Annotated in this window: 10 protein-coding genes; 6 read left to right on the top strand and 4 right to left on the bottom strand. The window is 65.9% G+C overall.

Features of this window, described 5'->3' with window-relative positions:
• Positions 1-26 precede the first annotated feature (26 nt).
• The 3 genes from ACX40Y_RS01750 to ACX40Y_RS01740 all read left to right on the top strand — a co-directional run bounded on the left by ACX40Y_RS01750 (position 27) and on the right by ACX40Y_RS01740 (position 4,373).
• Positions 27-227, top strand: a complete 201-nt coding sequence (locus tag ACX40Y_RS01750) for a DUF2093 domain-containing protein (protein ID WP_459117806.1) — start codon at positions 27-29, stop codon at positions 225-227.
• Positions 224-1,099: a M23 family metallopeptidase gene (locus tag ACX40Y_RS01745; RefSeq protein WP_459117805.1), complete on the top strand. Its 876-nt coding sequence runs from the start codon at positions 224-226 to the stop codon at positions 1,097-1,099. The genes ACX40Y_RS01750 and ACX40Y_RS01745 overlap by 4 nt, the downstream gene beginning before the upstream one ends.
• A gap of 259 nt (positions 1,100-1,358) precedes the next feature.
• Complete coding sequence (locus ACX40Y_RS01740; protein ID WP_459117804.1) at positions 1,359-4,373, top strand: TonB-dependent receptor domain-containing protein; 3,015 nt, start codon at positions 1,359-1,361, stop codon at positions 4,371-4,373.
• Positions 4,374-4,454: 81 nt separating this feature from the next.
• Here the strand turns inward: ACX40Y_RS01740 and clpB are convergent, their stop codons facing one another.
• Entirely contained in the window at positions 4,455-7,037 is a 2,583-nt protein-coding gene (clpB, locus tag ACX40Y_RS01735; protein WP_459117803.1) for an ATP-dependent chaperone ClpB, read from the bottom strand.
• A 257-nt stretch (positions 7,038-7,294) separates the two neighbouring features.
• On the opposite strand from clpB, the gene ACX40Y_RS01730 reads away from it, so the two are divergent.
• The 3 genes from ACX40Y_RS01730 to ACX40Y_RS01720 all read left to right on the top strand — a co-directional run bounded on the left by ACX40Y_RS01730 (position 7,295) and on the right by ACX40Y_RS01720 (position 12,915).
• The gene (locus tag ACX40Y_RS01730) at positions 7,295-9,601 is read left to right on the top strand and encodes a TonB-dependent receptor (RefSeq protein ID WP_459117802.1); all 2,307 of its coding nucleotides are present in this window, start codon (positions 7,295-7,297) and stop codon (positions 9,599-9,601) included.
• Between the two features lie 151 nt (positions 9,602-9,752).
• Positions 9,753-12,602, top strand: a complete 2,850-nt coding sequence (locus ACX40Y_RS01725; protein WP_459117801.1) for a M16 family metallopeptidase — start codon at positions 9,753-9,755, stop codon at positions 12,600-12,602.
• A 13-nt stretch (positions 12,603-12,615) separates the two neighbouring features.
• Positions 12,616-12,915, top strand: coding sequence for a hypothetical protein (locus tag ACX40Y_RS01720; RefSeq protein ID WP_459117800.1), 300 nt, complete (start codon positions 12,616-12,618; stop codon positions 12,913-12,915).
• A 215-nt stretch (positions 12,916-13,130) separates the two neighbouring features.
• On the opposite strand, the gene ACX40Y_RS01715 is transcribed toward ACX40Y_RS01720, so the two are convergent.
• The 3 genes from ACX40Y_RS01715 to gpmA form a co-directional block, all read right to left on the bottom strand.
• The gene (locus ACX40Y_RS01715; RefSeq protein WP_459117799.1) at positions 13,131-14,204 is read right to left on the bottom strand and encodes a 5-(carboxyamino)imidazole ribonucleotide synthase; all 1,074 of its coding nucleotides are present in this window, start codon (positions 14,202-14,204) and stop codon (positions 13,131-13,133) included.
• Positions 14,201-14,686, bottom strand: a complete 486-nt coding sequence (gene purE / locus ACX40Y_RS01710) for a 5-(carboxyamino)imidazole ribonucleotide mutase (RefSeq protein WP_459117798.1) — start codon at positions 14,684-14,686, stop codon at positions 14,201-14,203. The genes ACX40Y_RS01715 and purE overlap by 4 nt, the downstream gene beginning before the upstream one ends.
• A gap of 76 nt (positions 14,687-14,762) precedes the next feature.
• Positions 14,763-15,449 carry a 2,3-diphosphoglycerate-dependent phosphoglycerate mutase gene (gene gpmA, locus ACX40Y_RS01705; RefSeq protein WP_459117797.1) on the bottom strand — a complete coding sequence of 229 codons (687 nt, stop codon included), beginning with the start codon at positions 15,447-15,449 and terminating at the stop codon, positions 14,763-14,765.
• Between the last annotated feature and the right edge of the window lie 104 nt (positions 15,450-15,553).

Here is a 15,553-nt window from a genome sequence, read left to right as displayed (position 1 = left end):
CAACCGATGATGGAGCCGCCTGCCCAATGCTGATGTCGAACACTGCACGGGTGGCGAAGCTGCATTATATGGCGAACGGTTTCCGCGTTCTGTCACCGGGCGATCATGTCGTCTGCGCGGTCGGCGGCGAGCGGATTGCGCTCGACGAACTGCGCTACTGGAGCGTCGCGCGCCAGGAAGCCTATGCAAGCGCGGAAGCGGCGGTGCAGGCGCTCTGCGCCGAATGACGCGGCTGCGGCGGCTCGCCGCGGCGTCGCTCGCGCTGCTAATGATGCTCCCGGCCGGTTTCGCGGCGGGGCAGGCGATGACCGGCGACCACCGCGTCACCGCGATGGGGCCGTTCGCGCTCGACGGCATCGTCGAACAGGGCGGCCTGCTGCACGGCCGCGTGCCCGCCGGCACCACCCGGCTCAGCCTTGACGGCCAGCTCGTCCCGTTCGCCCCCGATGGTGCGTTCGTGATCGGCCTCGATCGCGATGCCGCGCCCGATGCGCTGCTCGAAGCGGCGACGGCCGATGGGCGCGTGGTTCGCCAGCCGCTCGCGGTGGCGCCGCGCGACTGGCCGATCTCGCGGCTGTCGCGGCTCCCCAAATATCCGGTGCCCAGCGCCGAGTTCCAGCGCCGCCGCCCGCCCGAACTCGCCCGCATCGCCGCCGCCCGCGCGCTGGAGACCGGCGCCCAGGGCTGGCGCCAGCGCTTCGTCTGGCCGCTCACCGGCCGGATTTCGACCCGCTTCGGCTCGCAGCGTATCTATGCCGGTCAGCCCGGCGCCTATCATTCGGGAATCGACATCGCCCGTCCCATCGGCACGGTGGTGCGCGCGCCCGCCGACGGCGTGGTGATCCTCGCGGCAGAGACGCCGTTCACGCTCGAAGGCAATCTGCTGATGATCGATCACGGCATGGGGCTGAACAGCGCGTTCCTGCACCTCGACCGGATCGATGTGAAGCCGGGCGACTCCGTGCGGCGGGGCCAGCCGATCGGCACCGTCGGCGCCACCGGGCGCGCCACCGGCCCGCATCTCCACTGGGGCCTGATGCTGCGCGGCACGCGCATCGATCCACTGCTCGTCGCAGGAACGATGCAGCCTGCCCAATAAACGGGCGCGCTGTTCGCGGCTGCAACACAATCGAATAATATTGCGTCTTGTCGCGCAACTTTTCGACACACCATGTGGCATTTTCGCTACAGTTGGAAGAAACGCCGCAACAAAAGCTGAATGGCGGGTTTACAGCACCGGCCTACAACTGCTTCCTTCCATCCAAGCTTCGCGCAACGCGTTCCAACGCGTTCGATGCGAGGTGGGGAGACACTCCGGCAGACGACCAGTCGATCAGCCGGACAAGCGAGGGAAATCGATGAAAAAGACGCAAAACATGCTGCGGGGCGGGGCATCCCTGTCGGCAGTCGTTCTCGCAGGTGCGCTGTTTGCTGCACCGGCGATGGCGCAGGACACGACTGCAACCACGCCGACGACGCAGGACGATCAGGCTAGCAGCCAGGAAATCGTCGTCACCGGTTCGCTGTTCGCGACCAGCACGATCACCGCATCGCCCGTGACCACCGTTACGACCGAGAATCTCGATCAGCGTGGCATCAACACCGTTCAGGACGCGATTCAGCAGCTGTCTTCGAACAACGGTCCGGCGCTGACCAATTCGTTCACCGCCAACGGCGCGTTCGCCGGCGGTGCTTCGTCGGTGTCGCTGCGCGGCCTGTCGACCAACTCGACGCTGGTGCTGTTCGACGGTCTTCGCGCCGCTTACTATCCGCTCGCGGACGACGGCTCGCGCAACTTCGTCGACCTCAATACGATCCCCGACGACATCGTCGATCGGATCGAAGTGCTGCGCGACGGCGCTTCGTCGAGCTACGGCGCCGACGCCATCGCGGGTGTGGTCAACGTCATCACCAAGAAGGAATATAAGGGTATCGGCGGCCGCGCCGAAGCGGGCATCGCGCAGGACGGCATTGCCGCCAACCAGCGCCTGACGCTGACCGCCGGCACCGGCGACCTCGATGAACAGGGCTTCAACGCCTATGTCAGCGGCTTCTATTATCACAGCGATGCCGTCTACAACCGCGATCTGCGCGCGCCGTTCAACACCGCCGACGAAACGTCCTTCGGTGGTCCGAACAACATCTTCAACGGCCGCAACCCCGATGGCAGCTACACGGCGTTCGCGCTGCCCTATGACTTTTATGTCCGTCCCTACACCAATGTTGGCTATTCGAACGGTGTGCAGAATGGCGGCGCCGCACAGGGCCGCTACGAAAAGCTGAACCAGAGCAGCGGTTGCCGCTCGGGCCAGTCGACCACGCTGACGGCGGCTGAACTCGCCGCTGCGGGCGCGGCGGCACCGTCGGGCATCATCTGCCAGGAAGACTATGTAAACAACTATCAGGTGGTCGCGCCGAAGATCGATCGCTTCGGCGGTTCGGCACGTTTCACCGCTCGCATCGGCGATTCGCACGAGGCGTATCTGGCGTTCAACTTCCAGCAGAGCCGCGTCAGCTATACCGGCTTCCCGCCCAGCATCCGCGCCAATGCGCCGACCGGTATCGATTATCCGCGCTTCTCGACGTCGACTGCGGTCAATCCGGCACTCGCGGCGGGTTCGGGCGTGCTCGCGTTGCCCGTCTATATCTGCCCCGAGCGTGTCAACTGCGACACGTCGCCTAACCGCCAGCTCAACCCGAACAATCCCTATGCGTCGCAGGGCCTGATCGCCCGGCTCACCGGTCGCCCGCCTGAACTGACGTCGAACGAAACGCGCAGCCGCGTCTATCGTGCGGCGTTCGGCCTCACCGGCACCGTGTTCGGCGACTGGGATTACCGCGTTGACGCCACCGCGATGCACACCGATCTGCAGCGCAAGGCGGAAGGCTATGTCTACATCCAGCACCTGCTCGATGTGATCGCCGACGGCAGCTATAACTTCGTCAATCCGGAACTGAACTCGAAATCGGTTCTGGACTATCTGATGCCGACAAATATCACCAACGCCACGTCGGACCTGTATCAAGCACAAGTCAGCGTGAACAAGGCGATCGTCGATCTGCCGGGTGGTCCTCTCGAAGTCGGCTTCGGTGGATCGATCTATTACGAAGCCGTCAATTCGCCGAGCGCCAATCCCGATAACAACGGTCCGACCGAGCGTTACTTCACGCTCAACGCCTTCGGTACCGAGGGTAAGCGTACCGTCTATTCTGCATTCGGCGAAATCCGCGCGCCGATCATCGACATGATCGAAGCTAACGCTTCGGGCCGCTACGACTCCTACTCGTCGGGTCAGAGCAACTTCTCGCCGAAATTCGGCCTGAAGTTCACGCCGATCAAGGAAGTGGTGATCCGCGGTACTTACTCGCGCGGTTTCCGTATCCCGTCGTTCGGCGAAGCCAACGCCCTCCCGACGACTGGCTATGTGTCGCAGTCGATCAACAACATCCCGGCATCCTATCGTGCGCAATGGGGTGCGGCTTGCGCCGACAACGCGACTGCGGCCACGGCTTGCCCGAGCTACCTGACCAGCTACTCGATCGGTCTGACGACTCTGGCGTCGCCGAACCTGCAGCCGGAGAAGTCGCGCAGCTTCACTGCGGGCATTTTCTTCCAGCCGATCCAGAATGTCTCGTTCTCGGTCGATTACTATAACATCAAGAAGACGGGTGCGATCACCTCGCCGTCGTCGGATCCGGCGATCTCTGCTTATTATGCAGGCGAACCGATCCCGGACGGCTATACGGTCATCGCCGACGCGATCGACGTCAACAATCCGACCGCAAGGCCGAAGATTGCCTTCGTCGAATCGCAGCTGATCAACGCGAACACGATCCAGTCGGAAGGTATCGACTTCAATGCTCGTGCCAATTTCGACATCGGGCCGGTGTCGTGGACGTCGAACCTCGACGCCAGCCTGATCCTCGAACTCAGCACCACGTTCCCGGACGGCACCAAGGAGACGTATGTCGATACGCTCGGCAACTTCAACCTGACCGCCGGCTCGGGCACGTTCCGCTGGCGCGGCAACTGGGTGAACTCGTTCAACTACAAGCAGCTGACCGTCACCGGTACGGTGAACTACACCTCCGGTTACGATCTTTCGGCTGTGGACCAGGGCACCGAATACCGCGATTGCGGCCTGTCTTCGATCGAAGACTATTGCCGCGTGAAGAGCTACATCACCTTCGATACGAACGTCAGCGTCCGCGTGAACGATCGCATCACGGTGTATGGCAACGTGCTGAACGTGTTCGATCGCCTGCCGGCGATCGATCCGGTCACCTATGGCGCGTATCTCTACAATCCGGTCCAGGCGGGCAACGGCATCTATGGCCGCATGTTCCGCGGCGGCGCCAAGTTCAAGTTCTGATCCTGGCCTGACCCAAAGCAATCGGGGCCGCTCCTTTCGGAGCGGCCCCTTTTTTGTGCGCGTCAGATCGGTGTGAGGTGTTTACACCACCCCCAGCGCCAGCCGCCCATCTCCCTCGTCAACCGTCACCACCGCGCCGTCTTTCACCTCGCCGCGCAGGATCAGGTCGGCGAGCGGGTCCTGCAGATAGCGTTGCACCGCGCGTTTCAGCGGCCGTGCGCCATAGACCGGGTCATAGCCCACCCGGCCCAGCCATTCGCGCGCGGCATCGGTCAGTTCGATGCGGATCTTGCGGTCCTTCAGCAGCCGGGCGACGCGGCCCACCTGGATGTCGACGATCGGGCCCATATGATCCTGCGCCAGCCGGTGGAACAGGATGATCTCGTCGAGCCGGTTGAGGAATTCGGGGCGGAAATGCGCCCGCACCACCTCCATCACCTGCGGCTCCACCTCTTCCACGCCGTGCCCGTCGGGCAGGTTGGTCAGGAACTGGCTGCCCAGGTTCGACGTCAGGATGATGATCGTGTTGGCGAAATCGACCGTGCGGCCCTGGCCGTCGGTCAGCCGGCCGTCGTCGAGCACCTGGAGCAGGATGTTGAACACATCGCCATGCGCCTTCTCCACCTCGTCGAACAGCACGACCTGATAGGGCCGCCGCCGCACCGCCTCGGTCAGAACGCCGCCTTCCTCATAGCCGACATAGCCGGGGGGGGCACCGATCAGCCGCGCGACTGAATGCTTCTCCATGAACTCGCTCATGTCGATGCGCACCATCGCATTGGGATCGTCGAACAGGAACTCGGCGAGCGCCTTGGTCAGTTCGGTCTTGCCCACGCCGGTCGGGCCGAGGAACAGGAAGCTGCCCAGCGGCCGGTTCGGATCCTGGAGGCCTGCGCGGCTGCGGCGCACGGCGGTTGAGACGGCGCGCACCGCATCGGCCTGACCGATCACGCGCTTGCCCAGCGCACCCTCCATGTCGAGCAGCTTCTCGCGCTCGCCCTCCAGCATCCGCTCCATCGGAATGCCGGTCCAGCGCGCGACCACGGCGGCGATGTCGTCGGCGGTCACTTCCTCGCGCAGCATCGCGCCCTTGGTCGCGCTCTGCGCCTCGTCGAGCTGGCGGCTGAGCTGCGGGATCACGCCATAGGAAAGCTCGCCCGCGCGCGCGAGGTCGCCCTGGCGCTGCGCCTGGTCGAGTTCGATGCGCGCCTGGTCGAGCTGTGCCTTGATCGTCGCCTCGGACTGGATCTTGTCCTTCTCGGCCTGCCAGCGCGTGGTCAGCTCGGCCGATTGCTGCTCCAGATTGGCCAGCTCGGCCTCGAGCGTTTCCAGCCGGTCGCGCGACGCGGCGTCGGTCTCGCGCTTCAGCGCCTCGCGCTCGATCTTGAGCTGGATGATCCGCCGGTCGAGCGTCTCGATCTCCTCGGGCTTCGACTCCACCTCCATGCGGATGCGGCTGGCGGCCTCGTCCATCAGGTCGATCGCCTTGTCGGGCAGGAAGCGATCGGTGATGTAGCGGTTGGACAGCGTCGCGGCGGCGACGATCGCGGCATCGGCGATACGCACGCCGGTGTGGTGCGCCTCATAGCGTTCCTTCAGCCCGCGCAGGATCGAGATTGTGTCCTCGACCGTCGGCTCGCCGACGAACACCGGCTGGAAACGCCGCTGGAGCGCCGCGTCCTTCTCCACATATTTGCGATATTCGTCGAGCGTGGTCGCGCCGATGCAGTGCAGTTCGCCGCGCGCGAGCGCGGGCTTGAGCAGGTTGCCGGCGTCCATCGCGCCTTCGGATTTGCCCGCGCCGATCAGCGTGTGCATCTCGTCGATGAACAGGATGATCTGGCCCTCGCCGGCCTTCACCTCGTCGAGCACGCCCTTCAGCCGCTCCTCGAATTCGCCGCGATACTTCGCGCCCGCGATCAGCGAGCCCATGTCGAGCGCCATCAGCGTGCGGTCCTTCAGCCCGTCGGGCACGTCGCCATTGACGATGCGCAGCGCCAGCCCCTCGGCGATTGCGGTTTTGCCGACGCCGGGTTCGCCGATCAGCACCGGGTTGTTCTTGGTGCGCCGGGCCAGGATCTGGATCGTGCGGCGGATTTCCTCGTCGCGCCCGATCACCGGATCGAGCTTGCCGTCGCGCGCCGCCGCGGTCAGGTCGCGCGCGAACTTCTTCAGCGCGTCATAGCGGTCCTCGGCGGTGGCCGTGTCGGCGGTGCGGCCGCCGCGCAGGCTGTTGATCGCCGCGTTGAGCGCCTCGGGCTTCGCATTGGCCGCCTGCAGCGCCTTGCCCGCCGCGGTGTTGAGGCTCAGCGCCAGCGCGACGAGCAGCCGCTCGACGGTGACGAACGAATCCCCCGCCTTCTGCGCGATCTGCTCGGCCTGGTCGAGCACGCGCACCAGATCATTGTCGAGGCCCGGCGTCTGCTGCGCGCCGCCGCCGCTCACCGCCGGAATCTTGGCGAGCGCCAGGTCGGTCTCGCTCAGCGCGCGCTTGGCGTCGCCGCCCGCCGCCTGGATCAGCCCGCTCGCCATGCCCTGCTCGTCCTCGAGCAGCGCCTTCAACAGATGCTCGGGCGCGATCCGCTGATGGCTCATGCGGATCGCAACGGTCTGCGCGGACTGGAGGAAGCCCTTGGCGCGGTCAGTGAATTTTTCGAGGTTCATCGGTCGTTCCTGTTCGCTTGCTACCGGCAGATAGTGTTGCAAAACGGCAACACAAGGGGTCATTTCGATTCGAGCGCGCAATGGCTGGCGCGAAGCGGCGTCGCGGGACATACGGATTTCTGCGGGTCGGCCCGCTTGTCACGCAAGCGACGCAGCACTGTCTCGCAAATGTCACCGGAGCAGCGCGATGTTGCAATGCAGCGATCGTAGCGGGACGAAGCCGGCAGCGGGTCGGCGCATATCCTGAGGATCATCCCATGCGGATTCGGTTGCTCGCGGCGAGCCTGCTTGCCGGTACTTCGCTTTTCACTGGTGGTGCCGCGTTCGCGCAGACCAGCGCCCCTGCGCTGACGGACAGCGACACGCCCGGCGGCAATGACGAGATCGTCGTGATCGGCCAGGGCGAGACGCGCCAGACGCAGACGCTGTCGCAGGACGATCTCGCGATCCTCGTGCCCGGCACCAGCCCGCTCAAGGCAATCGAAAAGCTGCCCGGCGTCAATTTCCAGGCGGCCGATCCGTTCGGCGCTTATGAATGGGCGCAGCGCGTCTCGATCCGCGGCTTCAACCAAAACCAGCTGGGCTATACGCTCGACGGCATTCCACTGGGCGATGCCAGCTATGGCAATGTCAACGGGCTGCACATCAGCCGCGCCATCACCAGCGAGAACATCGCCGAAACGCGCGTGTCGCAGGGCTCGGGCTCGATCGGCACGCAGGCGACCAACAATCTCGGCGGCACGATCGAATTCGTCTCGAGCGACCCCAAGGAAACGCTGGGCGCCGATCTGAACGGCACCGTCGGCAGCGACAATTTCTGGCGCCTGTTCGGGCGGATCGATACCGGCGAGCTGACCCCGGGCGGCACCCGCGCCTATGTGTCCTACCTCCATTCGGATACCGACAAGTGGAAGGGCTGGGGCTCGCAGCGCGTCAACCAGGTCAATGCCAAGATCGTGACGCCGCTCAGCCCAGATCTGCGCGCGGTGGGCACGTTCGACTATTCGGATCGTCGCGAAAACGACTATCAGGACATGTCGCTCAGCATGATCAAGCGTCTCGGCTATAACTGGGACAATATCTCGAACGATTATGCCAAGGCGATCCTGGTGTCGGACGTCGGCGCGAACACCGGCTATACCGGCGTCACCCCGTCCAACCCCTCCGCCGGCACCACCTATCCGGCGCCGTTCGAAAGCCCCGACGACGCCTATTACGACGCCGCTGGCCTGCGCCGCGATTATCTCGGTTCGCTGGGGATCGAAACGACCGACGATGCGCCGGTGCACGGCGCACTGAAGGGCTATTATCACAGCAACCACGGCCAGGGCCTGTGGTACACGCCGTATGTGGCGTCGCCCAACGGCACGCCGATGTCGCTGCGCACCACCGAATATGACATCCGCCGCGGCGGCGTGTTCGGCAATGTGGGGACGAAGATCGGCGCGAACGACGTCACCGTCGGCGGCTGGTATGAGCGGAATGATTTCCGCCAGGCGCGCCGCTTCTACGCGCTCGAAAGCCGCACCGAGGCGGGTCGCGACAGCCTGTCGTTCCAGAGCGATCCCTTCTACACCCAGTGGTACTACAAATATCAGACCGACACGGTGCAATATTATGTCGAGGACAAGATCGATCTCGGCGCGCTGACCGCCAATCTCGGCTGGAAGGGCTTTGCCGTCACCAATCGCGCCTATCCGATCGTCGCCGGCACGCTCGCTAGCGGCAAGATCAAGGTGACCGACTGGTTCCAGCCGCATGTCGGCCTGAACTATCGGCTCAACAACGATGCCGAACTGTTCGCCGGCTTTACCCAGGTGACGCGCGCGTTCGTCTCCTCCGCGACGAGCGGCCCATTCGCGACGACGCAGGCGGGCTTCGATGCGCTGCTCGACGGCGCGACCAAGCTCAAGCCCGAACAGTCGGACACCTATGAGGTCGGCGGCCGCTATCGCTCGGGCGTGTTCACCGGTTCGCTCGCCGGCTATTATGTCAACTTCCGCAACCGCCTGCTCGCGGTGACGACCAGCGCCGGCATTGTCGGCAATCCGGCGATCCTCCAGAATGTCGGCGGCGTCCGCGCGCTCGGCTTCGAAGCGACCGGCGACGTCCGCCTGCCGATGGGCTTCGGCCTGTTCGCGTCGTACAGCTATAACGACTCGACCTATCGCGACGATGTCGTCACCGCCGATGCGACGATCGCGACCAAGGGCAAGACCGTGGTCGACGCGCCGAAGCACATGCTGAAGGGCGAGGTCACCTGGCAGGATCAGGGCTTCTCGGCGCGGCTCGGCGCCAATTACATGAGCAAGCGCTACTACACCTATACCAACGACCAATATGTCGATGGCCGCGTGGTGGTCGATGCGACGCTCGGCTACAAGTTCGTGCTCGGCGGCCGCCAGCTGGAGATCCAGGGCAACGCCACCAATCTGTTCGACAAGAAATATGTCGCGACGATCGGCACCAACGGCTTCGCCAACACCGATCCGAACCAGACGCTCCAGACGATGATGATCGGCGCGCCGCAGCAATTCTTCCTGACGCTCAAGGTCGGGCTGTGATCGCCGGCGCCTGAGCGCAGCATCGACACTTCGGGGAGGGCGGCGTGCCTCGGCGCGCCGCCCTTTGCCGTTCCCGGCGGCTTGGGCGGCTTGTCCCGCGGGGGGCGGGGGCTATGGTGGCGCCAGTCAATCGTCGTCAGGGCCCCGCCGCATGAAGCTTTCAACGTTGTTCGTCACCGCCGGCGTGCTCGCGCTCGCCGCGCCCGTCGCCGTCGCCCAACAGTCACCGTCTGCCCGGTCAACCTCTGCCCAGTCGTTGCCCGCCCCTGCGCCGGTCGCCGTGCTGGTCGATCAGGTCAAGCTGCCCTACGAACAATTTACCCTGGCCAACGGCCTGCGCGTCGTCGTCCACACCGATCGCAAGGCGCCGGTCGTCGCGGTGTCGGTCTGGTACGATGTCGGCTCGAAGCACGAACCCGCCGGCAAGACCGGCTTCGCGCATCTGTTCGAACATCTGATGTTCAACGGCTCGCTCAATGCGCCGGGCGATTTCTTCGAGCCGCTGAAGCAGGTCGGTGCCACCGATCTCAACGGCACCACCAGCTTCGATCGCACCAATTATTTCGAAACCGTGCCGCGCCCCGCGCTCGATCGCGCGCTGTTCCTCGAAAGCGATCGGATGGGCTGGCTCACTCCCGCGATCACGCAGGCCGTGCTCGACGAGCAGCGCGGCGTCGTCCAGAACGAGAAGCGCCAGCGCGACAACCAGCCCTACGGCCTGGTGTCCTATGCGCTGTTCGACGCGCTGCTCGGCAGCACGCCCTATGGCCATCTGCCGATCGGATCGATGGCCGATCTCGACAAGGCGAGCCTTGCTGATGTGAAGGGCTGGTTCGCCGCGCATTATGGCCCGAACAACGCTGTCCTCGTGCTTGCCGGCGACATCGACGCGGCCGAGGCGCGGCCGCTGGTCGAGAAATATTTCGGCCGCATCCCGCGCGGCCCGGAAAGCACGCTGCCGCAGGTAACCGTTCCGACGCTCGCCGCGCCGAAGACGATCGTGCTGAAGGACAAGGTACCCGCGACGATGCTGTCGCGCAGCTGGGCGGTGCCGGGGCTCAACGATCCCGATTCGATCGCGCTCGACGTGTTCGGCAGCGTGCTCGGCGGGCTCGCCAGCTCGCGGCTCGACAATGCGCTGGTCCGCGGCGAGAAGCTGGCGGTCAACGTCTCGGCCGGCAACAGCGGCATGGCGCAGCTCGGCATCTTCCAGATCCAGGCGATCGTGAAGCCGGGCGTCGATCCGGCGCTGGTCGGCAAGCGGATCGACGCGATCCTCGCCGATCTGATCGCCAAGGGGCCGACCGAGGACGAGGTGCGCCGCGTCGCGACCACCAGCGTGTCGGAAACCATTGCCAGCCTCGAATCGGCGCGCGCGCAGGCGGCAACGCTGGCCGAGGGCGCGCTGTTCTCGAACGATCCCGGCTTCTTCCGCAAGCAGCTTCAGCAGGTCGCGACGATGACGCCGGCCCGCGCCCGTGCCGCCGCCGCCAAATGGCTTACCCGCCCGGCGTTGACGATGCTCGTCGAACCCGGCGAACGCGATGCCTATCAGGAGGCGATTCCGCCTGTGCCGCCGCCGGCTCCCGGCACGCCGCTGCCCAAGGGCGATCGCGGCCCGCTGCCCGATGTCGGGCAGGTTCGGGACATCCGCTTTCCCGATGTGACGCGCACCCGCCTCTCGAACGGCATCGAGCTGATCTATGCCCGCCAGACCGCTGTACCGGCAACGCGCGTGTCGATCAGCTTCGATGCCGGCATCGCCGCCGATCCCGATGGCAAGGCCGGTACGCAGAATCTGACGCTGCAACTGCTCGACGAGGGCACGGCGACGCGCGACTCGACCGCGATCGCGGAGGCGAAGGAACGGCTCGGCGCCAATATCAGCGCCGGCAGCTCGGCCGATCGCACCTATCTCAATCTTGGTGTGCCGAGCGCGAACCTCACCGGCGCCGTCGACCTTTTCGCCGACATCGTCCGTCACCCGGCATTCGCCCCCGGCGAGGTCGATCGGCTGCGTGCGACGACGCTCACCGGCATCCAGTTCGAGCTGAGCGATCCCGGCGGGCTGGCAAATCGCGCGCTACCCGGCCTGCTGTACGGCGCGGCCAGCCCTTATGCGAAGATCGCCAACGGCTCCGGCGATCCTGCGGTGGTCGCCCGGCTGTCGCGCAACGATCTTGTCGCGTTCCAGCACGCCTGGCTGCGGCCGGACAAGGCCAAGATTTTCGTCGTCAGCGATCTGCCGCTGGAAACGGTGAAGGCGGCGTTGGACGCGGGCTTCGGCGACTGGCGCGGCGAAGGCGCGGCCGGGGTGAAGGCGTTTGCCGCCGCCTCGACACAGGCCAGCCCGCGCATCGTGCTGATCGATCGGCCGAATTCGCCGCAGTCGCTGATCACGGCCGGGCAGATGACACCGCTCGATCCCACCGGCGACCTGCTGGTGGCGATCACCGCCAACCAGGTGCTGGGCAGCGGCTTCCTTTCGCGGATCAACATGGATCTGCGTGAGGACAAGCACTGGTCCTATGGCGCCAGCGGCGGCTTCAACTGGCTCGAACATGCCGTGCCCTATACGATCAACGCGCCGGTCCAGGCCGATCGTACCGGGGATTCGATCAAGGCGATCCGCGGGCAGGTCCGCGACTTCCTGACGACCAAGGGCGTCACCCCGGTTGAACTCACACGTGAGGTCAACGGCGCGACGCGCGAACTCGCCGGGCGATTCGAAACCGGCGGGGCGGTGCTGTCGGCGATGCAGCAGAATGATCTGCGCCACCGGCCCGACGATTATTACGACAGCATCGCGCAAAAATATCGGGCGCTCACCGTCGGTCAGCTTGACGCTGCGGCACGCGGGGCACTCGACGTCGATCGGTTCGTTTGGGTGGTGGTGGGCGACGCCGCCAAGGTGCGTCCGCAGCTTGACAGCCTCGGCATCCCTGTCGAGGTGGTCGCCGCGTCCTCGTTGGCGGGATCGACCCCGCCGGCGGACAAATGAGCAGGAGAGATCAATGGCGAATGTGGATGGCAGCTGGAACACCGTGACCAAGTCGCCGCTGGGCGATCAGCAGGCGACGCTCACCGTCGCGAGCAACGGTGACAGCTTCACCGGCAGCTTCAACGGCGCGATGGGCCAGACCGAGATCAAGGACGGCAAGGTCGATGGCGACACGCTCGCCTGGTCGCTCGACATCACCGTGCCGATGCCGATGACGCTCACCTGCGAGGCGACGGTGGACGGCGATACGCTGAACGGCACCGTCACCGCCGGCGCGTTCGGCAGCTTCCCGATCACCGGCACCCGCGCCTGAACGACACGCGCCTCATCCCCGTCGTGCCGCCGGCCGACGGGGATGGGATGTGAAACAAAGCATGAACAAAATCGCTGTCCTACAGCGATGATCTGTGCTCAACATTCGGACCCGGCGAGGGGCCTGGTCGCCGGACGATTCGATGTCGCCGGGTGGGAGTGCGCAGATGTCCGAATACCGGAACTTTCGGAACCTTTGCCCGCCGCTCGGGCCGGTCAGCCCCGCGTCACGCGCGTCACATGGCCCATCTTGCGGCCGGGGCGCGACTGGCCCTTGCCGTACAAATGCAGGTGCGTGCCCGGTTTGGCCAGGAAGTCGGCCCAGCCATCGGCCTCGTCGCCGATCAGGTTCTGCATCTCGACATGGCTGCCGGTCAGCGCGGTCGATCCCAGCGGCAGGCCGCAGATCGCGCGGACATGGTTCTCGAACTGCGAGGTTTCGGCCCCCTCGATCGTCCAGTGGCCGCTATTGTGGACGCGCGGGGCCATCTCGTTGAACACCGGGCCGTCTTCGGTGGCAAAGAACTCGCAGGTCAGGACGCCGATATGGCCCAGCGCCTCGGCCACGCGGCCGGCCAATGTCGCCGCCTCGGCCCAGTGGCGGGCGATTTCGGCGGGGGCGGGCAGGGTGGATCGGGCGAGGATGCCGTCCTTGTGCTCGTTCCACGGCGGCGGATAGCTGACGATCTCGCCGTCGATCCCGCGCACCGTGATGATCGAGAATTCGTGGCTGAAGCTGACAAAGCCTTCCAGGATCGCCGGCCGCTCGCCGATCGCCGCCCACGCCGCCTCGGCCTCGGCCGGATCGTGGATACGCACCTGGCCCTTGCCGTCATAGCCGAGCCGCAGCGTCTTGAGGATCGACGGCGCCCCGATCCTGGCGATCGCCGCCTGCAGTTCCTCGGCGGTCGTCACCAGCGCCCAGGGCGCGGTGCGGCCGCCCAGACCGGCGACAAAGGCCTTCTCGTTGCCGCGGTCCTGCGCGATCTCCAGGCTGCGCGCGCCGGGCCGCACCGGCACCTGCGCCGCCAGATGCGCCACCGGGGCGAGCGCGACATTCTCGAACTCATAGGTGACGACGTCGGCATGCGCGGCCAGCTCGTCGAGCACGATATGGCTGTGATAATCGGCGCGGGTGAAGCTCGACGCGGTCTGCGCCGCGACGCTTTCCTCGTCGGGGGCGAGCACATGGGTGCGATAGCCCAGCTGCGCCGCCGCGACCGCGATCATCCGGCCCAGCTGGCCGCCGCCAAGGATGCCGATCGTCGATCCGGGGGGCAGCGCGCTCATTCGGGGTCCACCGCGACGCTGTCGGTCTGGGCGGTGCGCCAGGCGACCAGTCGCTCGGTCAGCGCCGGATCGGCGGTGGCGAGGATCGCGGCGGCCAGCAGCGCGGCGTTCTTGGCGCCCGCCTTGCCGATCGCCAGCGTGCCGACGGGGATGCCGCCGGGCATCTGGACGATCGAATACAGGCTGTCGATCCCCTTCATGGTCTTCGATTCCACCGGCACGCCCAGCACCGGCAGGTGCGTCATCGCCGCCGCCATGCCGGGCAGGTGCGCCGCGCCGCCGGCGCCGGCGATGATCACCTTCAGCCCGCGGTCGGCGGCGCCGGTGGCATATTCGTACAGCCGCTGCGGCGTCCGGTGGGCGGAGACGACCTTGGTTTCGTGGGGAACGCCCAGTTCCTCCAGAATGCGTGCGGCATGGTGCATCGTCTCCCAGTCGGACGTGCTTCCCATGATGATGCCAACCAGCGGTGCGTCCGACATGCCTGCCCCATATTTGGAAGCCGGGTTGTTAGTGGCGGCGCCCGCCAAGGGCAATGGCCTTGGCGAGCGCGAACGATCAGCGTTCGTGGAGATAATAGCGCTCGATCTCGCCGAGCTGGTCGTCGAGCTGATAGACGATCGGCTTGCCGGTCGGGATCTCCAGGTTGACGATCTTGTCGTCGGCGATGCCCGACAAGTGCTTGACCAGCGCCCGCAGCGAATTGCCGTGCGCCGCGATCAGCACCCGCTTGCCCGCCTTCAGCTCCGGCGCGATCCGCTGCTCCCAATAGGGCAGCACCCGCGCAATGGTGTCCTTCAGGCTTTCGGTCTGCGGGATCGGGATACCGCGATAGCGGCCGTCCTTGGTCAGATCCCAGGGCGAGCCCTCTTCCGGCAGCGGCGGCGGCACGTCGAAGCTGCGGCGCCAGATCTTGACCTGCTCGTCACCATGCTTGGCGGCGGTCTCCGCCTTGTTAAGCCCGGTCAGCCCGCCATAATGGCGCTCGTTCAGCCGCCAGTCCTTTTCCTCGGGCAGCCACAGCCGGCCCATCGATTCGAGCGCCAGATGCAGCGTCTTGATCGCCCGGCTCTGGAAGCTGGTGAAGCAAAGGTCGAAATCGAGCCCCTTTTCCTTCATCAGCGTGCCGGCGTCGCGGGCTTCCTGAACGCCCTGCTCGGTCAGGTCGACGTCCCACCAGCCGGTGAAGCGGTTCTCCAGGTTCCAGGCGGACTGGCCGTGGCGGATCAGGACGAGGGTGGGCATGTAGAGGCTCCTTGCGACTGCTTGCCGCCGTCCTTAGCGCCTCGGGCCGCTCGGACAAGGCGGGCGCATGGGGAAACGGCCGCCACGCATTCGCGGCGGCCGGC

The sequence above is a fragment of the Sphingomonas sp. RS6 genome (assembly GCF_054489705.1).
This window is presented reverse-complemented; position numbering and strand designations above follow the sequence as displayed.

Excerpts from the sequence above, each read along its gene's own strand:
- ACX40Y_RS01750 (WP_459117806.1), top strand. The coding sequence starts at position 27 with ATGCTGATGTCGAACACTGCACGGGTGGCGAAGCTGCATTATATGGCG.
- ACX40Y_RS01745 (WP_459117805.1), top strand. The coding sequence starts at position 224 with ATGACGCGGCTGCGGCGGCTCGCCGCGGCGTCGCTCGCGCTGCTAATG.
- ACX40Y_RS01740 (WP_459117804.1), top strand. The coding sequence starts at position 1,359 with ATGAAAAAGACGCAAAACATGCTGCGGGGCGGGGCATCCCTGTCGGCA.
- clpB (WP_459117803.1), bottom strand. The coding sequence starts at position 7,037 with ATGAACCTCGAAAAATTCACTGACCGCGCCAAGGGCTTCCTCCAGTCC.
- ACX40Y_RS01730 (WP_459117802.1), top strand. The coding sequence starts at position 7,295 with ATGCGGATTCGGTTGCTCGCGGCGAGCCTGCTTGCCGGTACTTCGCTT.
- ACX40Y_RS01725 (WP_459117801.1), top strand. The coding sequence starts at position 9,753 with ATGAAGCTTTCAACGTTGTTCGTCACCGCCGGCGTGCTCGCGCTCGCC.
- ACX40Y_RS01720 (WP_459117800.1), top strand. The coding sequence starts at position 12,616 with ATGGCGAATGTGGATGGCAGCTGGAACACCGTGACCAAGTCGCCGCTG.
- ACX40Y_RS01715 (WP_459117799.1), bottom strand. The coding sequence starts at position 14,204 with ATGAGCGCGCTGCCCCCCGGATCGACGATCGGCATCCTTGGCGGCGGC.
- purE (WP_459117798.1), bottom strand. The coding sequence starts at position 14,686 with ATGTCGGACGCACCGCTGGTTGGCATCATCATGGGAAGCACGTCCGAC.
- gpmA (WP_459117797.1), bottom strand. The coding sequence starts at position 15,449 with ATGCCCACCCTCGTCCTGATCCGCCACGGCCAGTCCGCCTGGAACCTG.